A 19570-nucleotide genomic window follows, 5' to 3' on the forward strand; every position below is an offset into this window, starting at 1 on the left:
CGCCCCAGGGCGCCGTTGTTTTTATATGCGCTGTGGGTTTGGCCCTATGGGGGCGGCGCGGCCGGCACGCTATGCTTGGGCGTGATGTCCATCCTTTTCCAACGCTACCGCGGCCAGTGGCCGTGGCTTCTTGCCTATCTGGCGATCGGCCTGACGCTGGTCGTGCTGCTCGGCTACGCGGCGTACGATGCGCGGCAGGTCCGCCACAGCCGCGCCAGCACGCTGGCCCAGGATCTGCTGTGGCAGGAGCAGGCGATCCGGCTGCACCTGCAGACCAACCAGAACGTCATCGAGAACCTCGCGTACAGCCTTGCCGCCGGCGCGATCCGCCCGGCCGATTTCGCCGCGCGTGCCGACGCGCTGATGAAGGCCAATCCGGAAATCGTCGCGATCGAGTACATCAGCCGCGAGGGCAAGCGGCTCGGCGGCCTGCCGGTATACAGCGCCCGTCCCAACAGCCTGACGCCGCTCAACGACCCCGACCTGATCGACGCGCTCGATGGCGCGGCGTCGCTCGGGCGCCCGACGTATTCGTCGGTGATCTACCGCAGCACCCCGCAGGTCGTGCTGGTCGTGCCGTACTTCCGCAGCACCGTCTACGAGGGCGCGGTGCTGGCGAGCTACGCGCTGCCACAGCTGATGCAGTTGCAGGTGCCGTGGTGGATGGTCCAGCGCTACGACCTGGCGCTGATCGACCGGTCCGGGCAGGCGCTGCTGCCGGCCGACTATGTCGCGGCGCCGGACCGGCTGAGCAAGGAAGTCGCGTTCGACCCGCCCGGCAACGGCCTGAAACTGCGGGCGAGCATCCGCGGCGAATCGAGTCCGGCCAGCCGGCAGATCGCCTTGCTGATCGCCAGTGTGCTGTTGCTGCTGGCGATGCTGGTCTGGGCGCTGACGCAGATGAAGCAGCGCATGGCCGAACGCCAGCGTGCCGAGGAGGCGCTGCGCGACGAGATCGGCTTTCGCGCGGCGATGGAGGATTCGCTGACGACCGGCCTGCTGGCGATCGGGCGTGACGGCGAACTGATCTACGTGAATCCGGGTTTCTGCCAGCTCGTCGGCTGGCGGGCCGACGAACTCGTCGGGCTGATGCCGCCATTGCCGTTCTGGCCGCCCGAGCGGCTGTCGCATTGTGCCAGCGCCTTTCAGGCGATCCGGATGGGCAATGCGCCGACCGGCGGCGTGCAACTGCGCTTCATGCGTCGCGACGGCGAGCGCTTCGACGTGCGCCTGTACGCATCAAGGCTCGTCGACGGGCGCGGCGAACATCGCGGCTGGATGGCGTCGCTGTACGACACGACCGAAATCCGCCGCGAGCGCGAAGCGCTGGCGACGTCGCGAATGCAGCTCCGCACGGTGCTCGAGGGGCTCGATGCGTCGGTATCGGTGACCGATGCACGGACCGGCGCACTGTTGTACCGGAACCGCGACCATACCCGCCGCTTCCCGCTGCACGCCGATGCCGAGTGCTGCCTGGTGCCGCTCGGCGCATGGCCGCCGCGCGAGGCCACGGTCGAGGAGTACCTCGATGCCGCAAGCGGCCGCTGGTTCGCCCTGCAGCGCCGGGCGATCGACTGGGTCGACGGCCGGCTGGTCTGGCTCGAGATCGCTTCCGACATCACCGAACGCCGCCACGCGGCCGAGGAGGCGCGCCTGCGCGACGAGCGGCTGCAGCACACGGCGCGGCTCGTCAGCATGGGCGAAATGGCGTCGAGTCTGGCGCACGAACTCAACCAGCCGCTGGCGGCCATTGCCGGTTATGCCGCCGCCGGCGACAGCCTGCTGCAGATCGAGCCGCCGGCACTCTCGAGAGCGCGCGAGACGCTCGGCAAGATCGGCGACCAGGCCGCCCGGGCGGGGCAGATCATCCGCGGCATCCGCAACTTCGTCGCCAAGCGGGCGCCGCGCGAAGAGGAATGCCGGATCGACGCACTGCTCAAGGTGCCGATGGAGCTGCTCGCGCCGCTGGCGCGCAAGGCGCAGGTGCAGATCGGCGTCGATGTCCCCGACGGCCTGCCCGGTTTCCGCGGCGACGGCGTGATGCTCGAGCAGGTATTGTTCAACCTGATGAAGAACGGCATCGAGGCAATGGCCGCACTGCCGCCGGCGCCGCGTATGCTGAATGTGAAGGCGCGCGAGTTCGACGGCGGCCTCGAGGTCAGCATTACCGATCAGGGCAGCGGGTTCAGCAATCCGGGCAGCCTGTTCCAGCCGTTTTTCAGTACCAAGCCCGACGGCATGGGCATGGGGCTCAATATTTGCCGTTCGGTGATGGAACAGCACCGCGGGCATCTGCGGGTAGAAAACCCGCCGGAAGGCGGCTGCCGCTTCGTATGCAGGCTGCCGCTGACCGAGACCAAGACAGAAATCAACGAGGAGAAAGCCTGATGCGGCCGATTGCCATCATCGACGACGACATCGCCGTGCGCGATGCGCTGTCACTGCTGTTTGAAACCCGCGAGTGGCCCTGCGCGGGCTTCGAGTCGGCCGAGCACTTCCTTGCCGAAGCGCAGGTGGCCGACTACGCCTGCCTGGTCATCGACGTCCGGATGACCGGCATGACCGGGCTCGAGCTGTTTGCCGAGCTGCAGGGGGCACCCTATCTGCCGCCGGTGATCTTCCTCACCGGCCACGGCGACGTGCCGATGGCGGTTTCGGCGGTCAAGGGCGGTGCCAGCGACTTTCTCGAGAAACCGTACGACCACAAGGTGCTGCTCGCCAAGGTCGAGGAATACCTGCAGAACGACACGACCGCGCGCAGCAACTGGGAAACGCGGCAGACGCTGTCGGAGCGGCTGGCGAGCCTGACGCCGCGCGAGCGCGAGGTATTGCGCGAGCTGCTGGCCGGCAAGCTCAACAAGCAGATCGCCGACGCGCTCAACATCAGCATCAAGACCGTCGAGGTCCATCGCGCCCGCATCTATGCCAAGCTGCGGGTCAGGTCGGCGGTCGAGCTCGCCGCACAGCTCAAGGCGGTACCGATCGCCGAGATCGCCGGCGAGGCCGGCGGCGAGAGCTGAATCGCCTCCACCGATGAAAAACGGCGCCCCTGGGCGCCGTTTCTGCTGGCAGGAACCGGGCTTACTTCTTCGCCGGCGCGCTGGCCTTGGCCTTGCTGTCCTTGGCGGCCGGTGCGCTGGCCTTGCTTGCCTTGGCCGCTGTCGGCGCCGCGACCTTGCCGCCGACGCTGATCTCGCCCTTGATCTTGTTGTACGTGCCTTCCTTGATGCCCGGGACCTTCATGATGTCTTCGGGCGCCTTGAACGCGCCGTTCTTGTTGCGGTAGTCGATGATGGCCTGGGCCTTGCTCGGGCCGATGCCGGTCAGGCCTTCGAGTTGCTGCTGGTTGGCGGTGTTAAGATCGACGGCCGCGAAAACCGAGGCGCAGAGCAGGAACATGCCGACGAAAGCGGCGAACCATTTTTTCATTGCTATCTCCCTTGAATTGGTCAGGTGGGTCAAACCCACTCGCTGACTATAGCACGTCAAAATCACGGCATTTGTCAGTCTGGATTCAGTATTCATGATGAGCGTAACCCCGCAGCAATCGGTCGAACATTACGAGAATTTTCCGGTTGCCTCGATCCTGCTGCCACGGCGCTTCCGCAAGCCGGTGGCCGCCGTCTACCACTTCGCCCGTCATGCCGACGACCTGGCCGACGAGGGCGACGCCACGCCGGCCGAACGCCTGGCCGCGCTGGGCGAGTGCAGCGCCGAGCTCGCGCGGATCGAGGCTGGCGAGGATGCCGAAACCGCGCGCTACCGGGCGCTGGCGACGGTCGTCCGCGACTACGGCGTGCCGGTGTCACTGTGCGAAGACCTGCTGTCGGCGTTCCGCCAAGACGTCACCCAAAGCCGTTACGCCGACTTCGGCGAGCTGGTCCAGTACTGCCGGCGTTCGGCCAATCCGGTTGGGCGCATCCTGCTGCACATTTTCGGCGCCGTGAATCCGCGCCACCTGGCGATGTCCGACGGCATCTGCACTGCCTTGCAACTGGTCAATTTCTGGCAGGACGTCGCGATCGACTGGGCCAAGGATCGCGTCTACCTGCCGCAGGACGAACTGGCGCGCTTCGGCGTGACCGAGGCGCAGATCGCCGAGGGCCGCGTCGACGTGGCGTGGCAGCGGCTGATGCGCTTCCAGGTCGACCGGACGCGCCGGATGCTCAAGGCCGGTGCGCCGCTGGCGAATGCGCTGCCGGGCCGCGTCGGTTTCGAGCTGCGCCTGACGGTGCTCGGTGCCGCGACGGTGCTCGACAAGCTCGATGCCTGCGGCTACGACGTGTTCCGCCGGCGGCCGGTGCTCGGCAAGGGCGACTGGCCGCGCATCCTCTGGCGCGCGTGGCGGAAGAAATAATGGCGAGACGGATGGGGCAGAAGGAAGTCCGCGCGCTGACGACGCTGTTCACCGCGCGCTCGTGGCCGGCGCGAATCGGTGCGCTGCTGGTGCTGGCGATCGCGGCGTGGGCATGGTGGAACGAGGGCAGGGCGGCCCCGGGCGTGCTGGCGGCGGGGCAGTCGCTGCAAGGGACCGTCGTCGGTATCGCCGACGGCGATACGATCACGCTGCTCGACGCCGACCGGCGCGAGTACCGCTTGCGGCTGGCCTTCATCGATGCGCCCGAAAAGGCCCAGCCGTACGGCAACGCGGCCAAGCAGCACCTGTCGGACCGGGTCTACCGCAGGACGGTGGACGCCGAGGTGGTCGATGTCGACCGCTACCGGCGCGGTGTCGCGCTGGTGCGGCTCGACGGCGAGGACATCAACCACGCGCAGGTGAAGGCCGGGCTGGCCTGGCATTACACGCGCTACGCGGACAAGCAGCCGCGTGGCGATTTCGACGCCTACACGGCGGCGCAGCAGGCGGCACGCGACGGCCGCCTCGGCCTGTGGCAGCAGCCCGGTGCCGAGCCGCCGTGGGATTTCCGCCGCAACAAGCGTACGGCCGAGTGATTACTGCGCAGCCGGCGCGCTAGCCGCTTCGGCGGCCGGTGCGGAGGCAGCGGCTTTCTCGGCGGCGGCGGCGCTGGCTTCGGCAGCCTTGCGCTTGTTCATCTCGGCGCGGGTTTCCGGCGGCTTCCAGCCCGGCGGCGGCAGGTAGAGCGGGCCCTTGAAGCCGCAGGCGGCGAGCATCAGGACGAGGAGCGGGGCGAGTGCGCGCATGGAGTGCTTTGGTGGCAAAATCGCTATCTTAACCGACTTAGCCTGCGCGACCTGCCATGACCGAATCCGAATTCCTCGCCGAAACCGACCGCATTTTCAGCCGCATCGAAACGGCACTCGACGACGTCGATTTCGACGTCGATGCATTGCGCACAGGCAACGTGCTCGAACTCGAGTTCGAGGACGGCAGCAAGGTCATCGTCAACCGGCATGTGTTCAACCAGGAAGTGTGGATCGCCGCGAAGAGCGGCGGCTATCACTACCGGCACGACGGTCAGCGCTGGACCAATACCCGCGGCGACGGCGAGTTCTTCGCCGATCTGGCCGCCGCGATCGCGCTGCACGCCGGCGAGCCGTTCTCGTTTGGCTGACGCCTTGTGGTTGCCGGGCCTGTTTGCTTCGGCCTTCCTGTCGGCGACACTTTTGCCGGGGAACTCCGAACTGGCGCTGGCAGCCTATCTGTATCAAGCGCCGCAGCAATGGCTAATCGCTGTCGCCGTCGCGACGCTGGGCAATACGCTCGGCGGCGTGGTGACGGTCTGGATGGGCCGGCGCCTGCCGCGCAAGGAACTGTCGCCGCGCACCGCCTGGCTGGCGCGCTGGGGGCCGCTGTCGCTGGCGCTGAGCTGGGTGCCGGTGGTCGGCGACGCGCTGTGCGCCGCCGCCGGCTGGCTGCGCTGGCCATGGAAGCAGATATTGCCGTGGCTGATCGCGGGCAAGCTGCTGCGCTATCTTGCCCTTGTTCCCCTCGCCCGCGCCGCCGCGGGCACCTGACGCTGGAGTCGCCTTGCCCGTCCGCCGGTTCAACCGTTCGCTGATCGCCGCCCTGATGCTGTGCCTGGCCTCGCCGGCCAGCCTGGCCGACATCAGCTACAGCGAACTGCCCGACCTCGGCGCGGCGTCGCGCGAGGGCATGTCGCCGACGCAGGAGCGCGAGCTGGGCGAGGGCGCGATCCGCGAGATCCGCCGCAGCGGCGTGCTCGTCGACGACCCGGAGGTCAACGAATACATCCGCCGGATCGGCGGCAAGCTGGTCGACGCGACCGGCGAGACCGGCGTGTCGTTCAACTTCTATGTACTGCTCGACAAGACCGTCAACGCCTTCGCGATGCCGGGCGGTTTTGTCGTGATCCACAGCGGCCTGCTGGCGGCGACGCAGGGCGAATCCGAGCTGGCCAGCGTGATGGCGCATGAAATCGCCCACGTCACCCAGCACCACATCGCCCGGCTGGTCGATTCGCAGAAGATGACGCCGTGGATGCTGCTCGGCGCGCTCGGGCTGGCGATCCTGGCGGCGAAATCCGGCAACAGCGGGGCGGGCATGGCGGCGGTCGTCGGCAGCCAGGGCTACGCGATCCAGCGTCAGCTCGATTTCACCTACGCGTTCGAGCAGGAGGCCGACCGGATCGGCATGCAGACCTTGCAGAAATCCGGTTTCGACCCGGCGGCGATGCCGCTGTTCTTCCAGCGTCTGCAGAAGGAAAACCGGCTGGTCGAGGGCGGTGCGCCCGAGTTCCTGCGCACCCACCCGGTCACCTACAAGCGGATCGCCGATGCCGAGGCGCGGCTCAAGGGCGGCAGCTACCGGCAGTATCCGGACACGGCCGATTACCGCTTCGTGCGCGAAAAGCTGCGCGTGCTGCAGATGGGCAGCAAGGAGGCGGTGGGCTTCTACCGGACGACCATCGAACAGAAGCGCTACGCGAACCTGGCGATGCAGCTCTACGGCTATGCGCTGGCGCAATCGCGCGACGGGGCATTCGACGCGGCGTGGAAGACGCTGGCCGACGCGCGGGCCGCCTACGCCAAGCCGCATCCGGCGCTCGACTATCTGGCCGGGCAGATCCGCCTGTCGCAGCAGAAGTACGATCTGGCGGTGACGGCCTTCCACGATGCCGCGGTGCACTTCCCGTCGAGCAGGGGGCTGATCTACGGCGAGATCGACGCGCTGGCCGGCGCCGGCCGCTACGACGAGGCGCTGGCGCGCATCCACTCGGCGCAGGAGCTCTACGCCAGCGACGCCAATCTGTACCAGCGCGAATCGAAGGTCTACGCGGCGATGGGGCAGGCGCAGCGCCAGCACAAGGCGCAGGCCGAATACTATGTGCGCATCCTCGAGTACGGTCCGGCGATCGAGCAACTGCAGCTGGCGCAACGCAGCCCCGGCAACGATTTCTACCTGCAGTCGGAGATCGACGCGCGGCTGCGCGACGTGATGGCGCTGGACGGCCGCGGCGACAGGAAGGGCGAGCCGAGCAAGCTCGACGCGTCGGCACCGCCGCGGCTCTGACTCAGCCTTTGCTGTTGAACTGGCGGACCTTGGTGCGCAGGATGTCGAGGTAGATCGCCGGATCGGGTGCGGCCTGGTTGCGCTGGGCGTGCCAGATCATCTCGCCGAGTCCGTCCATCATCTGGTGCTGCGCCGAGTGTTCGTCGCCACAGGCGGCACACAGCGCCGCGTACTGCGCCTTGACGCCGACCGGCTGGTCGATCGACAGCTGCTCCTCGATTGCCAGATGCATCGACAGGTGCAGGAAGGGGTTGGTCTCGCCGACTTCGGGCGGCCAGTCGCGGTCGAGGTAGTCGTCGCTCAGGTAGCGGTGGTATTCGGGGTGCCGCAACAGCACCGAGACGACGATCTTCTCGAGGTCGGCCAGCGGTGCGCCGGCCTGGTGCTTCTGCCAGCTCTGGATGAAGAAGCGCCGGGCTTCGTCGCGCGACGGGTTGAACAGCATGGTGGGGCTCCCGGATCCGGCATCGCGATCACGCGCGCCGATCGTGTACATTGGATGGATTGTCTCCCAACCTGCCACGCCAAGGAATCACCATGAGCTCGATCTACGATTTCACGCCGGACAGCCTCGCGGGCAGCCCGCAGCCGCTGGCCGACTACCGTGGCCAGGTGCTGCTGGTCGTCAACGTCGCGAGCAAGTGCGGCTTCACGCCGCAGTACGCCGGGCTGCAGGCGCTGTACGAGCGCTTTCGGGATCGCGGTTTCGCCGTGCTGGGCTTTCCCTGCAACCAGTTCGGCAGCCAGGAGCCCGGCGACGCGGCCGAGATCGCCGGCTTCTGCTCGACCGGCTACGGCGTCGGTTTCCCGATGTTCGCAAAGATCGACGTCAACGGCGACGGTGCGCACCCGCTCTACCAGTTCCTGAAGAAGGCCGAGCCGGGCATCCTCGGCACCGAGGCGATCAAGTGGAACTTCACCAAGTTCCTGATCGATCGCGAAGGGCAGGTGATCGAGCGCTTCGCGCCGACGACGTCGCCGGAGGATATCGCCGGTCGCATCGAGCAACTGCTCTGAGCGTGCCGGCTTCCGTCCGCGGCGTTCGTGGCGCGACCGTCGCGGCGGCGGCGCCACTGTGGCTGTCGCTGCGCGCGCTGGCGTTCTGCCCGCCGCAGGCCCGGCGCCACTGGTCGTCCGGCGGCCTGCTGCTTGCGACCGCCGTGGCGCTGGCGATCGACATCGCGGGCGGCTACTGGCTGGCCGGGGGAGGTGTATTCAACCCGGATGCACTGCCCGGCTGGGCGACGGTCGGCCTGCTGCTGTTCGTCATCGGCGCAGCAATCGAACGGCGCGGTGCGCTGGCGTGGCAGATGGCGACGCTGTTCTTCGGGATCGGCCTCTGGCTGAGCCTGCTGTTCCTGCTGGCCTGGTCCGGCGCGATGCACTGGCTCAGGCCGTCGCTGGCCTACCGTTTCGGCTGGGCGGTGTTCGCAATCTGGCCGGTGTGGCTGGTGCTGGCGCTGGTGCATGCCGTGGTCCGCCCGCGCGGCGGCTGGACCCGCAAGAGGATGGCCGCCGCGGCCTTGCTGGCGGCCTGCCTGCTCGGCCAGCGCTACTACTTTGCCGACACGGAGCAGTTCTGGCTGCCCGAGGCCGAGGCAGCGGCATCCGTGCCACCGCCCACGCCGAAGCTCGCCGATGGCGCGACGCTCTATTCGGAGGCCGGCCGGCTTGGCGATGCGCTTGCCGCAATCGCACCCGGCAAGCCCGGCGTGGTCGAAAACTACGCGCTCGTCATCGGCGGCGATGCCGGGCAGGGGGTGTTCGTGCGCGAGGCGACGTCGATGCGCGACCGTTTCGACGCACGCCTCGGCACGCGCGGCCGCTCCATCCTGCTGGCCAATCACGACAGCGTGACCGGCGTGCTGCCGATCGCGACGCAAACCAGCATCGCCGCGGCGCTCGGTGCGATCGGCGAACGGATGAATCGCGACGAGGACGTGCTGCTGCTCTACCTGACCTCGCACGGCAGTCGCGACCACGAGTTTGCGCTCGCCAACCCGCCGCTCGAGCTGCCCGGCGTGACGCCGCAATGGCTGGCCGACGCGCTGGCCGGGGCGAAGATCCGCTGGCGTATCGTGATCGTCTCGGCGTGCTATTCGGGCGGTTTCGTCCCCGCACTGGCAAGGCCGGAGTCGCTGGTGATGACCGCCGCAGCGTCCGACCGGACCTCGTTCGGCTGCGCCGACGAGAACGACTTCACCTACTTTGGCAAGGCGCTGTACGACGCGCTCGGCCGCGACGGCGACTGGCGGGCGATCTGGGCGCGAACGCGCGATGCCGTGGCCAAACGCGAGGCTGCCGAGCGTTTCGAGTCGTCGAAACCGCAGTTTTCCTTCGGTGCGGCGATTGCCGCCAAGCTTGCCGGCACCGGTGCCCGGACGCCGAAACAGCGGCCAAGTCCCTGATGACAATGACGAATCCGCCGGGTGGACGTTGCGGCGCCCAGCGGTGAACCTTGAAGCGTTAGGCGATTCAAGGTAAAATTTCAACAATTTTGCACACGCGAAACGGGACGGGGCCACCTGTCCCGTTTTTGTACGTGTAGCGCCGGAAATCCCCATCTTGTGGGCGCAATGCCCAGGAGCCGCCAGTGTCCAAACCCGCCCTTCTCGCGCTCGCCGACGGCACGCTGTTTCATGGTATTTCGATCGGCGCCGATGGTGAAACCATCGGCGAGGTCGTCTTCAATACCTCGATCACCGGTTATCAGGAAATCCTGACCGACCCGTCGTACAACAAGCAGATCGTCACGCTGACCTACCCGCACATCGGCAACTACGGTGTGAACCCGGAAGACGCCGAAAGCCGTGCCGTGTTCGCCTCGGGCCTGATCATCCGCGATCTGCCGCTGCTGCATTCGAACTTCCGCGCCTCGATGAGCCTGGACGAGTATCTCGTCAAGCATGGCGTCGTCGCCATTGCCGATATCGATACCCGCAAGCTGACCCGCATCCTGCGCGAAAAGGGCGCCCAGCCCGGCTGTATCGTCACCGGCGACAACATCGATGCCAAGGCAGCGGTAGAAAAGGCGATCTCGTTCGGCTCGATGGCCGGCCAGGATCTGGCCAAGGTCGTTTCTGCTGCCGAGAAGTACGAGTGGAACACGGCCGAGTGGAAGCTCGGCGTCGGCTACACCGTGCAGTCGAACCCGAAGTTCCACGTCGTCGCCTACGACTTCGGCGTCAAGCAGAACATCCTGCGCATGCTCGCCGAGCGCGGCTGCCAGCTGACCGTGGTACCGGCGCAGACGCCGGCCGCCGAGGTGCTGGCGCTGAATCCGGACGGCATCTTCCTCTCCAACGGCCCCGGCGATCCGGAGCCGTGCGATTACGCGATCGAGGCGATCCGCGCCTTCCTCAAGACCGAGACCCCGGTGTTCGGCATCTGCCTTGGCCACCAGTTGCTCGGTCTGGCGACCGGCGGTGCGACCAGCAAGATGAAGTTCGGCCACCACGGCGGCAACCATCCCGTGCAGGACCTCGATACCGGCCGGGTGATGATCACCAGCCAGAACCACGGCTTCCAGGTCGACGAAACCAGCCTGCCGGCCAATGTGCGCATCACCCACCGTTCGCTGTTCGACGGCACCGTGCAGGGCATCGCGCTGACCGACAAGCCGGCGTTCTCGTTCCAGGGCCACCCGGAAGCCAGCCCGGGCCCGCACGACGTGGCGTATCTCTTCGACAAGTTCATCGCGCTGATGGCCGAACGCAAGTAAGGATCAGGTAGACCGCAATGCCAAAACGTACAGACATCAAGAGCATCCTCATCATCGGCGCCGGCCCGATCGTCATCGGCCAGGCGTGCGAGTTCGACTACTCGGGCGCACAGGCGTGCAAGGCGCTGCGTGAAGAGGGTTACAAGGTCATCCTCGTCAATAGCAATCCGGCGACGATCATGACCGACCCGAACATGGCCGACGTCACCTACATCGAGCCGATCACCTGGCAGGTGGTCGAGAAGATCATCGCCAAGGAAAACCCGGACGCGATCCTGCCGACCATGGGCGGCCAGACCGCGCTGAACTGCGCGCTGGACCTGTGGCGCAACGGCGTGCTCGACAAGTACGACGTCGAGCTGATCGGCGCGACGCCGGAAGCGATCGACAAGGCCGAAGACCGCCAGAAGTTCAAGGCGGCGATGGACAAGATCGGCCTCGGTTCGGCCAAGTCGGCCATCGCCCACACGCTGGAAGAAGCGCTGGCCGCGCAGGCCAACGTCGGCTTCCCGGCGATCATCCGTCCGTCGTTCACCATGGGCGGTTCGGGCGGCGGCATCGCCTACAACATCCAGGAATTCATCGAGATCTGCACCCGCGGCCTCGACCTTTCGCCGACCAAGGAGCTCTTGATCGAAGAGTCGCTGCTCGGCTGGAAGGAATACGAGATGGAAGTCGTGCGCGACCGCGCCGACAACTGCATCATCGTCTGCTCGATCGAGAACCTCGACCCGATGGGCGTGCACACCGGCGACTCGATCACCGTCGCGCCGGCGCAGACGCTGACCGACAAGGAATACCAGATCATGCGCAACGCCTCGCTGGCGGTGCTGCGCGAGATCGGCGTCGACACCGGTGGCTCGAACGTGCAGTTCTCGGTCAATCCGCAGGACGGCCGGCTGATCGTCATCGAAATGAACCCGCGCGTGTCGCGCTCGTCGGCGCTGGCGTCGAAGGCGACCGGTTTCCCGATCGCCAAGATCGCCGCCAAGCTCGCCGTCGGCTACACGCTCGACGAGCTGAAGAACGAAATCACCGGCGGCAAGACCCCGGCGTCGTTCGAACCGTCGATCGACTACGTCGTCACCAAGGTGCCGCGTTTTGCGTTCGAGAAATTCCCGCAGGCCAACAGCCGCCTGACCACGCAGATGAAGTCGGTCGGCGAAGTCATGGCCATCGGCCGCACGCTGCAGGAATCGCTGCAGAAGGCGCTGCGCGGCCTTGAAACCGGCATGTCGGGCTTCGACGAAGTCACCACCGACCGCCAGGCCATCGAGTCCGAACTCGCCGCGCCGGGCCCGGAGCGGCTGTGGTACGTCGCCGACGCGTTCCGCATCGGCCTGAACCAGCAGGAAGTCTTCAACCTGTCGAAGATCGACCCGTGGTTCCTCGCCCAGATCGAAGAAATCGTCCTGCTCGAAAACGGCCTGCGCGGCCGCAGTGTCGACAGCCTCGAGTACACCGAGCTGCGCAAACTGAAACGCAAGGGCTTCTCGGATCGCCGTCTGGGCGCGCTGCTCGGCTGCGACCAGAACGCCGTGCGTCGTCACCGTCACGGTCTTGGCATCCGCCCGGTCTACAAGCGCGTCGACACCTGCGCGGCCGAGTTCGCGACCGATACCGCCTACATGTACTCGACCTACGAGGATGAGTGCGAATCGCTGCCGACCAGCGCCAGGAAGATCATGGTGCTCGGCGGTGGCCCGAACCGGATCGGCCAGGGCATCGAGTTCGACTATTGCTGCGTCCACGCCGCACTCGCGCTGCGCGAAGACGGCTACGAGACCATCATGGTCAACTGCAACCCGGAAACCGTGTCGACCGACTATGACACCTCGGACCGGCTGTACTTCGAATCGCTGACACTCGAGGACGTGCTCGAGATCGTCGCGGTCGAGAAGCCGGTTGGCGTCATCGTCCAGTACGGCGGCCAGACGCCGCTGAAGCTGGCGCGCGCGCTCGAAGCCAACGGCGTACCCATCATCGGCACCAGCCCGGACATGATCGACGCGGCCGAAGACCGTGAGCGCTTCCAGCAACTGCTGAAGGATCTCGGCCTGCGCCAGCCGCCGAACGCGACCGCCCGCACCGAGCAGGACGCGCTGCATCTGGCGCGCGAACTCGGCTACCCGCTGGTGGTCCGTCCGTCCTACGTGCTCGGCGGCCGCGCGATGCAGATCGTCCACAGCGAGGAAGACCTGGCGCGCTACATGCGCGAGGCGGTCAAGGTGTCGAACGACAGCCCGGTGCTGCTCGACCGCTTCCTCAACGACGCGATCGAAGTCGACGTCGACGCGATCTGCGATGGCGAGGCCGTGCTGGTCGCCGGGATCATGGAGCACATCGAGCAGGCCGGCGTGCACTCGGGCGACTCGGCGTGCTCGCTGCCGCCGTACAGCCTCAGCGCCGAACTGCAGGACGAACTGCGCCGCCAGACCGTCGCAATGGCCAAGGCACTGAACGTCATCGGCCTGATGAACGTGCAGTTCGCGATCCAGGGCCGCGGTGACGATGCGGTGGTGTTCGTGCTCGAAGTGAACCCGCGTGCATCGCGCACCGTGCCGTACGTTTCCAAGGCCACCGGCATCTCGGTCGCCAAGGTCGCGGCGCGCTGCATGGCCGGCCAGTCGCTGGCGAGCCAGGGCGTCACCAGGGAAGTGATCCCGCCGTACTACTCGGTCAAGGAGGCGGTGTTCCCGTTCGCCAAGTTCCCGGGCGTCGACACTATCCTCAGTCCGGAAATGAAGTCGACTGGCGAAGTGATGGGCGTCGGCGACACCTTCGCCGAAGCCTTCGTCAAGTCGCAACTCGCCGCCGGCGTCGTGCTGCCGAGTTCGGGCAAGGTGTTCATCTCGGTGCGCGATGCCGACAAGGCGGTGGCCATCGAATGCGCCAGGGCCCTGTCGCAGATCGGCTTCAAGCTGGTCGCGACCAAGGGTACGGCGGCGTCGCTGGTCGAGGCCGGCCTCGAGGTGACCGCGGTGAACAAGGTGACCGAAGGCCGTCCGCACGTCGTCGACATGATCGTCAACGGCGAGATCGCGATGATCTTCAACACCGTCGACGAGCGTCGCCAGGCGATCCAGGACAGCTACTCGATCCGTCACGAAGCGCTGAAGGCCAAGCTGCCGGTGTACACGACGATCGCCGGCGCGCGCGCCGCATGCATCGGCCTGCGCGATCTCAAGGAAATGCGCGTCTACGACGTGCAGGGCTTGCACCAGTCGCTGAAAGCCTGATAACGTAAAGCGAATCGGCCGCCGTCATTCGTGACGGCGGCTCTGCATTTGTATCGCGGCCAAGCCCAGCTTGGCCCTTTGTTTTGTTGGGCGCGAACGAGACGCGCCGTGGAGAAGAGCATCATGATCAAAGTCCCGCTGACCGTCGTCGGTGCGGAAAAGCTCAAGTCCGAGCTGCAGCGCCTCAAGAGTGTCGAACGTCCCGCCGTGATCCAGGCGATCGCCGAGGCGCGCGCGCAGGGCGACCTGTCCGAGAACGCCGAATACGAAGCCGCCAAGGAAAAGCAGGGCTTCGTCGAAGGCCGGATCGCCGAGCTCGAGGGCAAGCTGTCGAACGCGCAGGTCATCGATCCGAAGGATCTGGCGAACTCGGCCGAGGGCCGTGTGGTATTCGGCGCAACGATCGCGCTCGAAGACCTCGAAGGCGGCAAGCAGGTCACCTACCAGATCGTCGGCGACGACGAGGCCGACCTCAAGGACGGCAAGATCTCGGTATCGAGCCCGATCGCGCGCGCACTGATCGGCAAGTATGCCGGCGATGTCGCCGAGGTCGTCGCGCCGGGCGGCATCCGCGAATACGAAGTCCTCGACGTCCAGTACCTGTAAGGGCGGCTGACAAAACCCTGCCGGCTGCGCCGACTTGCATTGCGAGCGAAGGGAACCCCCTTGGAACGTTTCGCGCGCCTTGGCGGCACCCGTTTCGCCGGGTTTGCGGGCCACTCCAAGTACTCGCCGATCGCGCCGATTTCGGCGACAATGCCGGCGGTCTGAACGCGTAGATGGGTATCATGAATCTGGGTAGCGGCATCCGTAACATCCTCACCACCTTGTGGATCGGCGGGATCTGGGTCATCGGCGTCATCGTCGCGCCGACACTGTTCAGATTGCTCGAGACGCCGGTCGCCGGCATGGTCGCCGGCCGGTTGTTCAGCGCGATCGGCTGGGTCGGCATGGTCGCGGGTGTTTACCTGTTCATCTACTGGCTGTGGGCCGACGGCCTCGGCGCATTCCGTACCGGCCGGCTGTGGCTGGTGATCGGCATGCTGGTATGCACCCTGGTCAACCAGTTCGCGCTGTTTCCGCTGATCGCCGCGGTCAAGACCGGCGTCAGCAGTGCCGCAACGGGCATGTTTGGTGGCGGGCTGGCGCAGTGGCACACGATCTCGAGCCTGATCTATCTGGTGCAGGCGCTGTTCGGCCTTGTCTACATCTGGCAGGGTGATTCGCGCTAGGCTAGCTCGCAGCAAAAAAGGCCGGCTTGCATGCCGGCCCTTTGCATTGGAACCCGGAGGCTCAGGCTTTTTTCTTCGCTTTCGGCAGTGCGATTTTTGGTTTGTCGCCGTTGCTGGCCGTCGCCCGATAAATCAGCAGCAGCTTGCCGATGTGCTGGACGGCCGATGCGCCGAGCTCTTTGCAGATCGTCTGCAGGAATTCGTCGCGCAGGGCGCGGTCGTCACCGAGGACGCGGATCTTGATCAGCTCGTGCGCGTCGAGGTTGACGGCGATTTCGCGCAGCACCGCGTCGGTCAGGCCCTGGTTGCCGATCATCACCACCGGATTCAGGTGATGCGCGAGGCCGCGCAGGTGGCGGCGTTGATCCGCAGTGAGTTCCATGCTTCAATTCCTTGATTAAACAGGCAAGTTTACCCGATGGCACGTAGCAAGACCAGTAACGCATGGCTGAAGGAACATGTGAACGATCACTACGTTCACCAGGCCCAGAAGGACGGCTACCGCGCCCGCGCGGCGTACAAGCTCATCGAGATCAACGACAAGGACCGCCTGATCAGGCCCGGCATGTGGATCGCCGACCTTGGCGCCGCGCCGGGCAGCTGGTCGCAGGTCGCGGCGAAACTCGTCGGCGGCAACGGGCGCGTGTTCGCGCTCGACCTGCTCGAGATGGCGTTCATTCCCGGCGTCGAGTTCATCCAGGGCGACTTTCGCGACGACGCGGTACTCGAGCAGTACTTGGCCTTGCTCGGCGGGCGACAGGTGGATCTTGTGATCTGCGATATCGCCCCCAATATCACAGGCAATGCAGTCACCGACCAGGCCCGCTCGATGCATCTTTGCGAGCTGGCGCTGCAATTTGTCCAGGATCACCTGAAACCTGGCGGCGATTTCCTGGTCAAGGTATTTCAGGGCTATGGCTATAACGAGTACATGGCCGAAATGCGCTCCACTTTCACCCAGGTCCTTACCCGCAAACCCAAGGCGTCGCGGGACCGCAGCACGGAAATGTACCTACTTGGCAAGCAGAAGAAAGCCTGAGCGGAGTAGAATCCGCAATGACATCGTCGAACCGGCGCGCATGCAGCAAGGAGTAAGGCCGTGAACAATCTCGGCAAGAACATCGCCATCTGGCTGATCATCGGTCTCGTGCTGATGACGGTCTTCAACCAATTCACCAAGCGGCAGGAAACGTCGAACCAGATTGCGTACTCGCAATTCATGGCCGACGTCGAGGGCAACCGCATCGCGTCGATCGAGATCGAGGGCAATCCGCTGCGCGGCCAGTGGATCCGCGGCCAGCGCACCGACGGCAGCAAGTTCTCGACACTGGCGCCGTTCGATTTCCGCCTCGTCGACACCTTGATCAAGCACGACGTCAAGTTTGCCGCCAAGGCCGAGGAAGAGCCGAGCCTGCTGATGAGCATCTTCATCAACTGGTTCCCGATGCTGCTGCTGATCGGCGTGTGGATCTTCTTCATGCGGCAGATGCAGGGCGGCGGCAAGGGCGGGGCGTTCAGCTTCGGCAAGAGCCGCGCCCGCATGCTCGACGAAGGCACCAATGCGGTGACGTTCGCCGACGTTGCCGGTTGCGACGAAGCCAAGCAGGACGTGGCCGAAATCGTCGACTACCTGCGCGACCCGAGCAAGTACCAGAGCCTCGGCGGCCGCATGCCGCGCGGCATCCTGATGGTCGGCTCGCCGGGTACCGGCAAGACCCTGCTCGCCAAGGCGATCGCCGGCGAGGCCAAGGTGCCGTTCTTCTCGATCTCGGGTTCGGACTTCGTCGAGATGTTCGTCGGCGTCGGCGCAGCCCGCGTTCGCGACATGTTCGAGAACGCCAAGAAGAATGCACCGTGCATCATCTTCATCGACGAAATCGACGCGGTCGGCCGCCAGCGTGGCGCCGGTCTCGGCGGCGGCAACGACGAGCGCGAGCAGACGCTGAACCAGATGCTGGTCGAGATGGACGGCTTCGAGGGCAACTCGGGCATCATCGTCATCGCCGCGACCAACCGTCCGGACGTGCTCGACCCGGCGCTGCTGCGTCCGGGCCGCTTCGACCGTCAGGTCGTCGTGCCGCTGCCGGACATCCGCGGCCGCGAACAGATCCTCGGCGTGCACATGCGCAAGGTGCCGATCGCCAACGACGTCGATGCGTCGGTGCTGGCACGCGGCACGCCGGGCTTCTCCGGTGCCGACCTCGCCAACCTCGTCAACGAAGCGGCGCTGTTCGCCGCGCGCCGCAGCAAGCGCCTGGTCGACATGGACGACTTCGAGTCGGCCAAGGACAAGATCATGATGGGCGCCGAGCGCCGCAATATGGCGATGAGCGAGGACGAGAAAAAGAACACCGCCTACCACGAGTCCGGCCATGCGGTCGTAGCCAAGCTGCTGCCGAAGTCCGATCCGGTGCACAAGGTCACGATCATTCCGCGCGGCCGTGCGCTGGGCGTGACGATGCAGCTGCCGGAAGAGGACCGCTACGCCTACGACCGCGGTTACCTGCTCGACCGGATCGCGATCCTGTTCGGTGGCCGGATTGCCGAAGAGCTGTTCATGAACCAGATGACGACCGGCGCGAGCAACGACTTCGAGCGTGCGACGCAGATGGCGCGAGACATGGTCACCCGCTACGGCATGAGCGATCGTCTCGGCCCGATGGTGTACGGCGAGAACGAGGGCGAGGTTTTCCTCGGCCGCTCGGTCACGACGCACAAGAACCTGTCGGAAACGACGATGCAGCAGGTCGACGGCGAAATCCGCAGGATCATCGACGAACAGTACGCGCTGGCGCGCCGTCTGCTCGACGAGAACCGCGACAAGGTCGAGGCAATGACCAAGGCCTTGCTCGAGTGGGAAACCATCGACGCCGAGCAGATCAACGACATCATGGCCGGCATCGAGCCGCGTCCGCCGAAGAATCCGCCGGCACCGAAGCTGTCGCTGCCGTCGGACGACAAGCCGAGCGGCGACGCACCGGCGGCGACGACGACGCCGGCCGCCGAGAGCTGATCGTCGGCTCGATCCAAGTAAAGGCGGTGCCGCGGCACCGCCTTTTTTCGTCTGCGGAGAACCCAATGTCCGAACTGCACTGCGGCCGTTTCCGGCTGGCCCTCGACCGACCGCTCGTCATGGGCATCGTCAACGTGACGCCCGATTCGTTCTCCGACGGCGGCCGCTACGACTCGGTCGCCAAGGCCGTTGCGCAGGCCGAGCGGCTGGTCGATGACGGCGCCGACATCCTCGACATCGGCGGCGAGTCGACCCGTCCCGGTGCGGTGCGCGTTCCCGACGACGAGGAGGTGCGGCGCGTGGTGCCGGTGCTGCAGGCGCTGCAGAGCCTGAACGTGCCGCTGTCGATCGACACCTGCAAGGCCGCGGTGATGCGCGCGGCGCTCGACGCCGGTGTCGATCTCGTCAATGACATTGCCGCGCTCGAGGCCGACGGCGCGCTTGAGCTTGTCGCGCGGTCGCAGGCGGCGGTGTGCCTGATGCACAAGCAGGGCGAGCCGCAGAGCATGCAGGCCGCACCGCATTACGACGACGTGGCTTCCGAGGTCGAGGCGTATCTGGCCGGACGTCGCGACGCCGCGCTCGCGGCCGGGATCGATGCGCAGCGGTTGCTGCTCGACCCGGGTTTCGGTTTCGGCAAGGCCTTCGAGCACAATGTCGCGCTGTTCCGCTCGCTGGCCGGGCAGGCCGCGCGGCTGGGTGCGCCGCTGCTCGTCGGCGTGTCGCGCAAGACAATGCTCGGAACCATTACCGGCCGCAGCGTGCCGTCCGAGCGCGTCAGCGCCAGCGTTGCTGCGGCCCTGCTCGCTGCGCAGGCCGGTGCAGCGGTGATCCGCGTCCACGACGTCAGGGAAACAGTGGATGCGATCAGGGTCTGGCGCGCCCTAAAATGACGCCGAACTCCCTTCATTT

Annotated in this window: 20 protein-coding genes; 16 read left to right on the top strand and 4 right to left on the bottom strand. The window is 66.2% G+C overall.

Features of this window, described 5'->3' with window-relative positions:
- Positions 1-84 precede the first annotated feature (84 nt).
- Both BJP62_RS15610 and BJP62_RS15615 read left to right on the top strand, forming a co-directional pair.
- The gene (locus BJP62_RS15610; RefSeq protein ID WP_070531082.1) at positions 85-2388 is read left to right on the top strand and encodes a PAS domain S-box protein; all 2304 of its coding nucleotides are present in this window, start codon (positions 85-87) and stop codon (positions 2386-2388) included.
- On the top strand, positions 2388-3020 hold the full coding sequence (locus tag BJP62_RS15615) for a response regulator transcription factor (RefSeq protein WP_070531084.1): 633 nt from the start codon (positions 2388-2390) through the stop codon (positions 3018-3020). The genes BJP62_RS15610 and BJP62_RS15615 overlap by 1 nt, the downstream gene beginning before the upstream one ends.
- 61 nt (positions 3021-3081) lie before the next feature.
- On the opposite strand, the gene BJP62_RS15620 is transcribed toward BJP62_RS15615, so the two are convergent.
- Entirely contained in the window at positions 3082-3429 is a 348-nt protein-coding gene (locus BJP62_RS15620) for a ComEA family DNA-binding protein (protein WP_070531086.1), read from the bottom strand.
- Positions 3430-3523: 94 nt separating this feature from the next.
- On the opposite strand from BJP62_RS15620, the gene hpnC reads away from it, so the two are divergent.
- Both hpnC and BJP62_RS15630 read left to right on the top strand, forming a co-directional pair.
- Positions 3524-4357 (top strand): squalene synthase HpnC, encoded by an 834-nt coding sequence (gene hpnC, locus BJP62_RS15625; protein WP_205700913.1) that lies wholly within the window; start codon positions 3524-3526, stop codon positions 4355-4357.
- The gene (locus BJP62_RS15630) at positions 4357-4953 is read left to right on the top strand and encodes a thermonuclease family protein (RefSeq protein ID WP_236943617.1); all 597 of its coding nucleotides are present in this window, start codon (positions 4357-4359) and stop codon (positions 4951-4953) included. Before hpnC ends, BJP62_RS15630 begins: the two co-directional genes overlap by 1 nt.
- Here the strand turns inward: BJP62_RS15630 and BJP62_RS15635 are convergent, their stop codons facing one another.
- Complete coding sequence (locus BJP62_RS15635) at positions 4954-5163, bottom strand: lipoprotein (protein WP_070531088.1); 210 nt, start codon at positions 5161-5163, stop codon at positions 4954-4956. It lies immediately after the preceding gene.
- Between the two features lie 56 nt (positions 5164-5219).
- Between BJP62_RS15635 and cyaY the strand changes: the two genes are divergently transcribed.
- From cyaY to BJP62_RS15650, 3 genes are read left to right on the top strand one after another with little or no spacing between them, the layout of a single operon-like run.
- A complete protein-coding gene (cyaY, locus tag BJP62_RS15640) occupies positions 5220-5534 on the top strand; it encodes an iron donor protein CyaY (RefSeq protein ID WP_070531090.1) in 315 nt (104 codons plus the stop codon).
- Positions 5527-5937 carry a YqaA family protein gene (locus tag BJP62_RS15645; RefSeq protein WP_070531093.1) on the top strand — a complete coding sequence of 137 codons (411 nt, stop codon included), beginning with the start codon at positions 5527-5529 and terminating at the stop codon, positions 5935-5937. The genes cyaY and BJP62_RS15645 overlap by 8 nt, the downstream gene beginning before the upstream one ends.
- 13 nt (positions 5938-5950) lie before the next feature.
- Positions 5951-7453: a M48 family metalloprotease gene (locus BJP62_RS15650; protein ID WP_083300960.1), complete on the top strand. Its 1503-nt coding sequence runs from the start codon at positions 5951-5953 to the stop codon at positions 7451-7453.
- A gap of 1 nt (position 7454) precedes the next feature.
- On the opposite strand, the gene BJP62_RS15655 is transcribed toward BJP62_RS15650, so the two are convergent.
- Complete coding sequence (locus tag BJP62_RS15655) at positions 7455-7898, bottom strand: DUF1841 family protein (RefSeq protein ID WP_205700914.1); 444 nt, start codon at positions 7896-7898, stop codon at positions 7455-7457.
- 92 nt (positions 7899-7990) lie between these two features.
- Between BJP62_RS15655 and BJP62_RS15660 the strand changes: the two genes are divergently transcribed.
- The 6 genes from BJP62_RS15660 (at position 7991) to BJP62_RS15685 (ending at position 15645) form a co-directional block, all read left to right on the top strand.
- Positions 7991-8470: a glutathione peroxidase gene (locus tag BJP62_RS15660; protein WP_070531094.1), complete on the top strand. Its 480-nt coding sequence runs from the start codon at positions 7991-7993 to the stop codon at positions 8468-8470.
- Between the two features lie 2 nt (positions 8471-8472).
- On the top strand, positions 8473-9861 hold the full coding sequence (locus BJP62_RS15665) for a C13 family peptidase (RefSeq protein ID WP_070531096.1): 1389 nt from the start codon (positions 8473-8475) through the stop codon (positions 9859-9861).
- Between the two features lie 185 nt (positions 9862-10046).
- Complete coding sequence (gene carA / locus BJP62_RS15670; RefSeq protein ID WP_070531098.1) at positions 10047-11174, top strand: glutamine-hydrolyzing carbamoyl-phosphate synthase small subunit; 1128 nt, start codon at positions 10047-10049, stop codon at positions 11172-11174.
- 17 nt (positions 11175-11191) lie between these two features.
- A complete protein-coding gene (carB, locus tag BJP62_RS15675) occupies positions 11192-14413 on the top strand; it encodes a carbamoyl-phosphate synthase large subunit (protein ID WP_070531100.1) in 3222 nt (1073 codons plus the stop codon).
- 123 nt (positions 14414-14536) lie between these two features.
- Positions 14537-15019, top strand: a complete 483-nt coding sequence (gene greA / locus BJP62_RS15680) for a transcription elongation factor GreA (protein ID WP_205700915.1) — start codon at positions 14537-14539, stop codon at positions 15017-15019.
- Positions 15020-15201: 182 nt separating this feature from the next.
- Positions 15202-15645, top strand: a complete 444-nt coding sequence (locus BJP62_RS15685; protein ID WP_070532824.1) for a DUF4149 domain-containing protein — start codon at positions 15202-15204, stop codon at positions 15643-15645.
- 61 nt (positions 15646-15706) lie between these two features.
- Here BJP62_RS15685 and yhbY read toward each other — a convergent pair whose 3' ends face one another.
- Positions 15707-16027 carry a ribosome assembly RNA-binding protein YhbY gene (gene yhbY, locus BJP62_RS15690; protein ID WP_070531101.1) on the bottom strand — a complete coding sequence of 107 codons (321 nt, stop codon included), beginning with the start codon at positions 16025-16027 and terminating at the stop codon, positions 15707-15709.
- Between the two features lie 36 nt (positions 16028-16063).
- Between yhbY and BJP62_RS15695 the strand changes: the two genes are divergently transcribed.
- The 3 genes from BJP62_RS15695 to folP all read left to right on the top strand — a co-directional run bounded on the left by BJP62_RS15695 (position 16064) and on the right by folP (position 19551).
- Positions 16064-16684 (top strand): RlmE family RNA methyltransferase, encoded by a 621-nt coding sequence (locus BJP62_RS15695; protein WP_070531103.1) that lies wholly within the window; start codon positions 16064-16066, stop codon positions 16682-16684.
- Between the two features lie 60 nt (positions 16685-16744).
- Positions 16745-18658, top strand: coding sequence for an ATP-dependent zinc metalloprotease FtsH (gene ftsH / locus BJP62_RS15700; RefSeq protein ID WP_070531105.1), 1914 nt, complete (start codon positions 16745-16747; stop codon positions 18656-18658).
- Between the two features lie 65 nt (positions 18659-18723).
- Positions 18724-19551, top strand: a complete 828-nt coding sequence (folP, locus tag BJP62_RS15705; protein WP_070531106.1) for a dihydropteroate synthase — start codon at positions 18724-18726, stop codon at positions 19549-19551.
- The last annotated feature ends 19 nt before the right edge of the window (positions 19552-19570 follow it).

Origin of the sequence: Jeongeupia sp. USM3 (assembly GCF_001808185.1) — a bacterium.
GTDB lineage: Bacteria > Pseudomonadota > Gammaproteobacteria > Burkholderiales > Chitinibacteraceae > Jeongeupia.

What these genes read in the sequence shown, in the direction of transcription:
- BJP62_RS15610 (WP_070531082.1), top strand. Translation starts at nt 85, where the DNA reads ATGTCCATCCTTTTCCAACGCTACCGCGGCCAGTGGCCGTGGCTTCTT.
- BJP62_RS15615 (WP_070531084.1), top strand. Translation starts at nt 2,388, where the DNA reads ATGCGGCCGATTGCCATCATCGACGACGACATCGCCGTGCGCGATGCG.
- BJP62_RS15620 (WP_070531086.1), bottom strand. Translation starts at nt 3,429, where the DNA reads ATGAAAAAATGGTTCGCCGCTTTCGTCGGCATGTTCCTGCTCTGCGCC.
- hpnC (WP_205700913.1), top strand. Translation starts at nt 3,524, where the DNA reads ATGATGAGCGTAACCCCGCAGCAATCGGTCGAACATTACGAGAATTTT.
- BJP62_RS15630 (WP_236943617.1), top strand. Translation starts at nt 4,357, where the DNA reads ATGGCGAGACGGATGGGGCAGAAGGAAGTCCGCGCGCTGACGACGCTG.
- BJP62_RS15635 (WP_070531088.1), bottom strand. Translation starts at nt 5,163, where the DNA reads ATGCGCGCACTCGCCCCGCTCCTCGTCCTGATGCTCGCCGCCTGCGGC.
- cyaY (WP_070531090.1), top strand. Translation starts at nt 5,220, where the DNA reads ATGACCGAATCCGAATTCCTCGCCGAAACCGACCGCATTTTCAGCCGC.
- BJP62_RS15655 (WP_205700914.1), bottom strand. Translation starts at nt 7,898, where the DNA reads ATGCTGTTCAACCCGTCGCGCGACGAAGCCCGGCGCTTCTTCATCCAG.
- BJP62_RS15660 (WP_070531094.1), top strand. Translation starts at nt 7,991, where the DNA reads ATGAGCTCGATCTACGATTTCACGCCGGACAGCCTCGCGGGCAGCCCG.
- carB (WP_070531100.1), top strand. Translation starts at nt 11,192, where the DNA reads ATGCCAAAACGTACAGACATCAAGAGCATCCTCATCATCGGCGCCGGC.
- greA (WP_205700915.1), top strand. Translation starts at nt 14,537, where the DNA reads ATGATCAAAGTCCCGCTGACCGTCGTCGGTGCGGAAAAGCTCAAGTCC.
- BJP62_RS15685 (WP_070532824.1), top strand. Translation starts at nt 15,202, where the DNA reads ATGAATCTGGGTAGCGGCATCCGTAACATCCTCACCACCTTGTGGATC.
- yhbY (WP_070531101.1), bottom strand. Translation starts at nt 16,027, where the DNA reads ATGGAACTCACTGCGGATCAACGCCGCCACCTGCGCGGCCTCGCGCAT.
- BJP62_RS15695 (WP_070531103.1), top strand. Translation starts at nt 16,064, where the DNA reads ATGGCACGTAGCAAGACCAGTAACGCATGGCTGAAGGAACATGTGAAC.
- folP (WP_070531106.1), top strand. Translation starts at nt 18,724, where the DNA reads ATGTCCGAACTGCACTGCGGCCGTTTCCGGCTGGCCCTCGACCGACCG.